We start from the raw sequence: 6,157 nt of genomic DNA on the forward strand, positions 1-6,157 counted from the left end.
GAGCCGCACCTGTCCGTGCTGCGGCCATGTATCGGCGGACAACCGGCAGACGCAAGAGCGGTTTGCGTGCGTCGAATGTGGCTTCGAGGAAAACGCTGATCTGGTCGGCGCGATCAATGTTTTAAGGGCGGGACACGCCCGGTTCGCCTGTGAAGTGAGCGATGCAGTAAGGTCGCCAGCAGCAGGAACCCGCCGAAGCGACCCACCCCGGCTCGATGCCGGGGTGGGCGCCGTAGGAATCCCCCGACTTTAGGCGGGGGAGGATGTCAACGGTGCCTGCAGCAGGCCGTGCTGGCGAAACGCCTGCTCCAGCAGCCTGGCATAGGGGCGCGCCGGGTAGAGCCGAGCGGCGGTATCCACCGTGATGCGGGCCAGCTGCGGCATGCGGATGGCCGGGCCGAGACCGAAGTGGGACTCGATGATCAGGCGATCAAACTCGTCCCGCGCCCCTTCGCCCTGCTCGGCGACCGCGGCCAGCAGTGCCTGGAACAGCGGGGTGCCCCACAGCTGGTCGCCATTGCTGCCGTTGATGGTGCGGTGGGCCGGGTAGTTGTAATCCGGGTGGTAGCGGGCGCGCAGATCGTCCAGCTGACGCGGGGTTCGGTCGGTGAAGCGGCCATCCCAGTTGAACACCATGGCTGGTTCGAACTGGCGGCCGGCTTCGCTGCGCTGGCGGTGGCTGGCGGCCAGGTAGTCGCTGAAACCCTCGCCGATGGCGCCCCAGTCTGCCTCGTCCCCCAGATCTGGCACTATGTGATGCTGCACCGCATGGCCGAACTCGTGCCAGATCACCATGGGATCCTCGGCATCGGGCACGCCGCTGCGACCCAGCTCCAGCCGGCGTTCGAACGGATCGTAGAGGGAGTTGTCCTGATAGCCGGCCTCGGTGTCGATGTCGAGCGCCCCCGGGATAAGGTCGCTAAAGCCGAGGTGCTTGAGGTGGCGCTGGGCCAGATCCAGGTGGTAGTAGGCGTTGATGTCGGCAAAGCCGCGATCATCGCGGGTCAGGCGAAACCCCTGCGGGCTGTCGGCGCTGAAGGGGGCGGTGTCCGGCTCCATGGCATCCACCACCCGGGCGTGGGGGCCGCTCAGCAGATAGCGTCCGCCCGCCAGGGTGACCGGCAGCGGTACCTTGTCCTGATAGGCGGCGTCCGCCAGTTGCAGGGCTTCGTGCCAGACCAGACCAGCGTCGCGCAGCTGGGTGCGGGGATCCGGGTCGAATACCCGTGCCTCCAGCTGGATGTCGCCGGCGTCGGCGACGCGGCTGGCCAGGGTGGTGGCCGCATCCATCCAGCGGCCGAGCTCGCGGCTGCCGTCACAGCTGGCGAAGAGTTGCACCTGGCTGGCCTTGGCGTTGCCCGCCTGATGCTCGCGTACCCGCTGGCGCAGGGCCGGCACCGGGGTGTCGCCGTCGCGCCAGTACCAGGCCTCGACCGGACCAAGGGTGTCGATCTCGCTGCCGCCATCGCGCAGCTGCTCCAGCAGGGGATCCAGATTGCCGGCGGCATCGCAGCCGGGTTCGCGGCTATCCAGCGGCCGGCTGTTGTGATAGATGCGCCAGGGCTTGCCGGCCAGATCGACGCTGACGGCGGCCTGAATGGTGGCCACCGGCAGGCCGTTGACCAGCTGGCGGAAGCTGTAGTGATGGCCGAGCAGGCTGGTCCGTTCGTAGTCGGGGGCCAGGCTCACACCTAGGCGCTGTTCGAGCCAGAGCTTTGGCGTGGTGGTCAGCGGTTGTGCATCGACAAACTGCAGCTCGGCCGCCAGCAGTGGCTGGGAGAACAGGGTTGCCGCCAGCCAGAGGGCCAGGGAAGAGGGTTTCATGGTTTACTCCAACACAAAAATGAGAAAAGGGATCACCGGCGGGCGCCCGCCAGGGTGAGCAGGAAGGCGTACTCGCGGGCCGCCTGCTGGCGCGCGTTGCCCGGGCTTATGCGGTGGCCGCCGTCGAGGGCCGTGCTGAGCAGATAGGGGCCCGGCCCCGTGCTGTGTTCCCGCAGGCGGGCCACCCACTTGAGCGGCTCCCAGTAGGGCACCTGACTGTCGTGCAGCCCGGCCGTCACATAGACGGGGGGATAGGGGGCCGCATGCAGGTTGTCGTAAGGGCTCAGGCGGCGCATGGCGGCGTAATCGGCGGCAATGGCCGGGTTGCCCCACTCGGCGTACTCCTGGCGGGTGAGCGGCAGTTCGGGATCGCTCATGGTGCCGATGAGATCGACGAAGGGCACCTGCAGCACGGCCCCGGCGAAGCGGGTCGGTGCCTGGTTGAGGGCCGCCGCTACCAGCAGGCCGCCGGCGCTGCCGCCCATGGCAAACAGCCGGGCGGGGTCGATGGCGGGATCCCGGGCCAGCGCAGCGGCCACGGTCAGGAAGTCGTCCACGCTCTGCTGCTTGTGGCGACCGCGCCCCGCCAGATACCAGTCGTCCCCCAGCATGCCGCCGCCGCGCACGTGGGCGATGGCGTAGACGAAGCCGCGATCCAGCAGGCTCAGCACCTGCGGCTGGTAGTAGGGGCGCATGGGGGTGCCATAGGCGCCGTAGCCGTACAGCAGCAGGGCCTTGGGGGTGTGGATGTCCTTGCGCCACATCAGGGAGACCGGCACCTTGACGCCATCCTTGCCCACCACCCAGCGGCGCTCGCTCTGGTAGGGGGAGGGGAGGGCGGTCCGGGAATCCGGCAGCCAGCGGCCGCTGGCGAGATCGAGCAGGCGCTGGTGCGGCGGCTCGGCCATGCCCTGGCGGCGGATCAGGATCTGCCCGCTGGCGGGGTCGTGGGCGCCCTGGACCCAGGCCGTGCCGGCCCCCTCGGTCAGCAGCAGACGATGGCTGAGCCGGCCACGGCCATCCAGCACGTCGAGCCAGTCATCCCCGTGATGGCGATACTGCAGCACCGTGTAGTCGGCAAACAGGCGCCACTTCTCGAGGCTCCTCTGCTCGCCAGACCAGAGCGGCTGCCACTCACCCTTGGCCACCTGGCTCAGGTCGGCCACCTGATAGAGGCCGAGGGCGCCGTCCCGGTTGCTCTTGAGCAGCACCCGCTCCCCCTGGGTATCCAGGTAGTACTCGAGGCCAGCCTGACGGGCCTTGAGCAGATCAGGTTTGCCTTCGTCCAGCAGGTACTGCTCGGCGCTGTCGTGGTTGTTGCTCTGCAGCAGCAGGTGGCGCCGATCCGTGGTGCGATAGAGGCTGAGCAGCCAGGCGGGATCCGCCTCCTGGTAGATCTGCTGCTCCTTGCCATCGCGCCAGGCCCACAGCTGCCAAGGGCGCAGGGTGCGGGGTTCGTTGGCGATGGTGTAGAGGGTCTTGCCATCCAGGCTCCAGAGCAGATCGCTGGCCCGGTGGGTCAGGGTGGCCAGGGGCTTGTCGTCGGCCAGGTCGAGCAGGGTGATGCGGTAATCCCGATCGCCCTGCAGATCTTCGGCCAGGGCCAGCCAGCGCCCATTCGGGTGCAGGGCCCAGCTGGCGAGCTCGTAGTAGCCGCTGGCCGGCTGACGGGCCGCCAGCCGTTGACGGGGTTCAGCCTGCTCGCCGCTGCGCTGCCATAAGCTGCCGTCGGCTTCCATCCGCCACTGGCTGCCCGCCTCGCGCAGCCACTCTTGCGGCATGGGCTCGCCGCGCGCTTGTGCCTGCCATTCGGCTTGCAGAGCCTGCTCCAGTGGCCGCTGAGCGGCGAGCTGCTGCTCGGTCCAGCGGTTCTGTTCGCCCAGCACGGCCAGCAGGGTGGGATCCTGGCGGCTGTCGTCGCGCCAGCCACCATAGGGATCGAGCCGGGCCCGCTCCCCCGGCATCGGCAACGGGCGGTGAGGGATAAGCGGGGCCACGAGCGGCGCCGAGGTGGCGACGGCCTGGCGCTGGGTATCGGCAGGTGCAAGGGCGACAGGCTGGGCGGGCGCCGGATTGGCCAGCAGGCTGGCCAGCATCAGGAGTGCGTGCATCAGAGCCCCACGAAGGTGTAACGCAGGCTGGCGCTCAGGGAGCGGCCCGTCTGGGTGTAGAGGCCCGCATCCGTGCCTGCTTCCAGCCCGGCGACATCCTGATAGCGGGTGTAGCGGGTGTCGAGCAGGTTGTCGAGCTTGAGGTTGGCCTTGAGGGCATCGGTGATCTGCCAGTCGGCGGTCAGGGCGAAGCTGAGCCAGCCTGCGGTTTTCAGGCACTCGCCCTGCTGCTGGGTCAGGCTGTTGCCGCAGCTGGGCACGCGGCTCATGGCGGCGGCGTAGTCGGCCTGCAGCCCCAGGCTCCAGTCGTTGGCCTGATAGCTGAGACGGGTGTTACCCTCGAGCGGGGTGAGGTTGCGCGGCGATTCGCCCTGGCTGGTCTTGCCGTCGACCCAACCCAGCTTGGTGGCCAGCTCCCATTGCGGGGTCAGCCAGTAGCTGGCGGCGACTTCGGCACCCCAGGTCTCGGACTTGGCGACGTTGCGATATTGACGCAGCATGACCCCGTCCCGCAGGCGGAAGCCCACCTGACGCCAGTCGACGAAGTTGTAGTAGCGGTTGTAGAAGAGGGCGGGCTTGATGCTCCACTCATCCCCTTCGCCACTCACCCCCCACTCGAAGCTGTGGCTGGTCTCTTCCTTGAGATCCGGGTTGGCGATGATCTCGAACGGCGGCAGGGCAAAGTAGTGGGGGATGTTGCCGTACACCTTGTCGTAGGAGGGGGCGCTGAAACCGTTGGCGTAGCTCAGCCAGCTGCGCCACTGCTCGTTGAAGCGGTAGCTGGTGGCCAGACTCGGCGAGAGGTGCCAGCTGTGGTTGCTCTCGCCCCGGCCATCCTGCGGGCTCAGCCACTGCTGATCCATGCGCAGGGTCGGGGTGAACTGCCACTGGCCCAGGGTCGCCACATCTCCCAGCCAGATGCCGGCCCGATCGGTGCGGGCGCTGCTGAAGGGGGCGGACTGGGTGGGTTGGGGAATGCCGGATTCCAGCATCAGCTTCTCCACCGGTCGCTCGTGCCGGGTGCGCGCCAGCTCGATGCCGTAGCTCAGCTTGTGCTCGACGGCGCCGGTGACCAGATCGCGGCGGATATCCAGCTCGCTGCCGAGCAGGTGCTCGGTGAAGGTGGCCAGCTCCCGCTCGCTGCGATAGCGGGGGTAGCCGCTCAGCTCGTCATTTTGCAGCAGGCTGCGCTTGTTGGCGGTGTTCTTGGCGTAGTTGCCGTGCAGGTTCCAGGTAAAATGGTCGGCCAGCGGGTGGCCCAGATCCTGCGCCTCCCAGCTCAGCTTGCCGCCCTGGGAGCGCTGGGTGCCGTTCTCGCGATACTGGCGCACCTGCCACTTGCCGTCGGGCTGGGGAGTTTCGCGCGGCCCCTGATCCCGCTTGGCATTGTCTTCGAAGTAGTCGAGCTCGAGGCGCAGCAGATGCTGTTCGTTGAGGGGTCAGGCTGGAGCTGGTGGAGGCGCTGAGGCCATCGAGATCCGCCGGGATGCGGCTCTGATCGTAGTTGGCGGTCTCGTGCCCCTGCCAGCCGGAGAGGCGCAACAGGTGGGCGCTCTCGCCCCAGCGGGCGGCACCGGTGGCGCTCAGTTTCTGCTTGTCACTGCTGCCGTCGTGCAGCACCTTGCTGCTGAGGTAGGCATCCTGCCCCTGCAGGTAATCTTCCGGCTGCTTGGTGGTGATGACCACGGTGCCGCCGATGGCGTCCGAGCCGTGCAGGGCGGAGCCGGCCCCTTTGGCCACCTCGATCTGCTTGACGTCATCGAGATCGAAGCTGAAACGGCCCACCTTGTCGTTGAGATCGTCGGCGCCGAAGCCGTCGCTGACCCGGACTCCGTCCTTGACGATCAGCACCCGGTTGCCACCGATGCCGCGGATGCTGATGTTTTGCGGCCGGCCCGCCGAGCCGGTCACCGAGACGCCGGGTTCGTTCTTGAACACGTCGGTGAGCTCGGTGGCTATCTGGCGCTCCAGATCCTCTTCGGTGATGACGGTGATGGAGCCGGAGATGTCGGACAGTTTCTGCTCGACCCGCTGACCCTTGACCACTATGGTCTCGCGCGCCTTGGGCGGGGTGGTGCCGGAGGTGTCTATTCCTGCGGGATCGCCGGCGGCCAGCGCTGTACCGGACAGCAGCATGGGCCAGTAGTGAAGTAGTGTTTTCATTTTGAGAATAATTATTATTTAAGCCTGAAGGCCGCGGATTATTGCAGAGAGGTCCAATC

General features: G+C 67.5%; 2 protein-coding genes and 2 pseudogenes. 1 reads left to right on the top strand and 3 read right to left on the bottom strand.

Annotated features, from left to right (window positions below; genetic code table 11):
- A partial coding sequence (locus CAK78_RS23345) for a zinc ribbon domain-containing protein (RefSeq protein ID WP_141214131.1) occupies positions 1-253 on the top strand: 253 nt, incomplete at its 5' end.
- A 14-nt stretch (positions 254-267) separates the two neighbouring features.
- Here the strand turns inward: CAK78_RS23345 and CAK78_RS07375 are convergent.
- The 3 genes and pseudogenes from CAK78_RS07375 to CAK78_RS07385 form a co-directional block, all read right to left on the bottom strand.
- Positions 268-1,824, bottom strand: a pseudogene (locus CAK78_RS07375) (proprotein convertase P-domain-containing protein); the annotation flags it as partial.
- A gap of 32 nt (positions 1,825-1,856) precedes the next feature.
- Positions 1,857-3,935, bottom strand: a complete 2,079-nt coding sequence (locus CAK78_RS07380) for a prolyl oligopeptidase family serine peptidase (protein ID WP_094696860.1) — start codon at positions 3,933-3,935, stop codon at positions 1,857-1,859.
- Positions 3,935-6,098: pseudogene (locus tag CAK78_RS07385) on the bottom strand (TonB-dependent hemoglobin/transferrin/lactoferrin family receptor). Before CAK78_RS07385 ends, CAK78_RS07380 begins: the two are co-directional and overlap by 1 nt.
- Positions 6,099-6,157 lie beyond the last annotated feature (59 nt).

Origin of the sequence: Aeromonas sp. A35_P (assembly GCF_002259925.1) — a bacterium.
GTDB lineage: Bacteria > Pseudomonadota > Gammaproteobacteria > Enterobacterales > Aeromonadaceae > Aeromonas > Aeromonas dhakensis.

Bases quoted from the DNA above. Each gene is read 5' to 3' on its own strand.
- CAK78_RS07380 (WP_094696860.1), bottom strand. From the start codon at position 3,935: ATGCACGCACTCCTGATGCTGGCCAGCCTGCTGGCCAATCCGGCGCCC.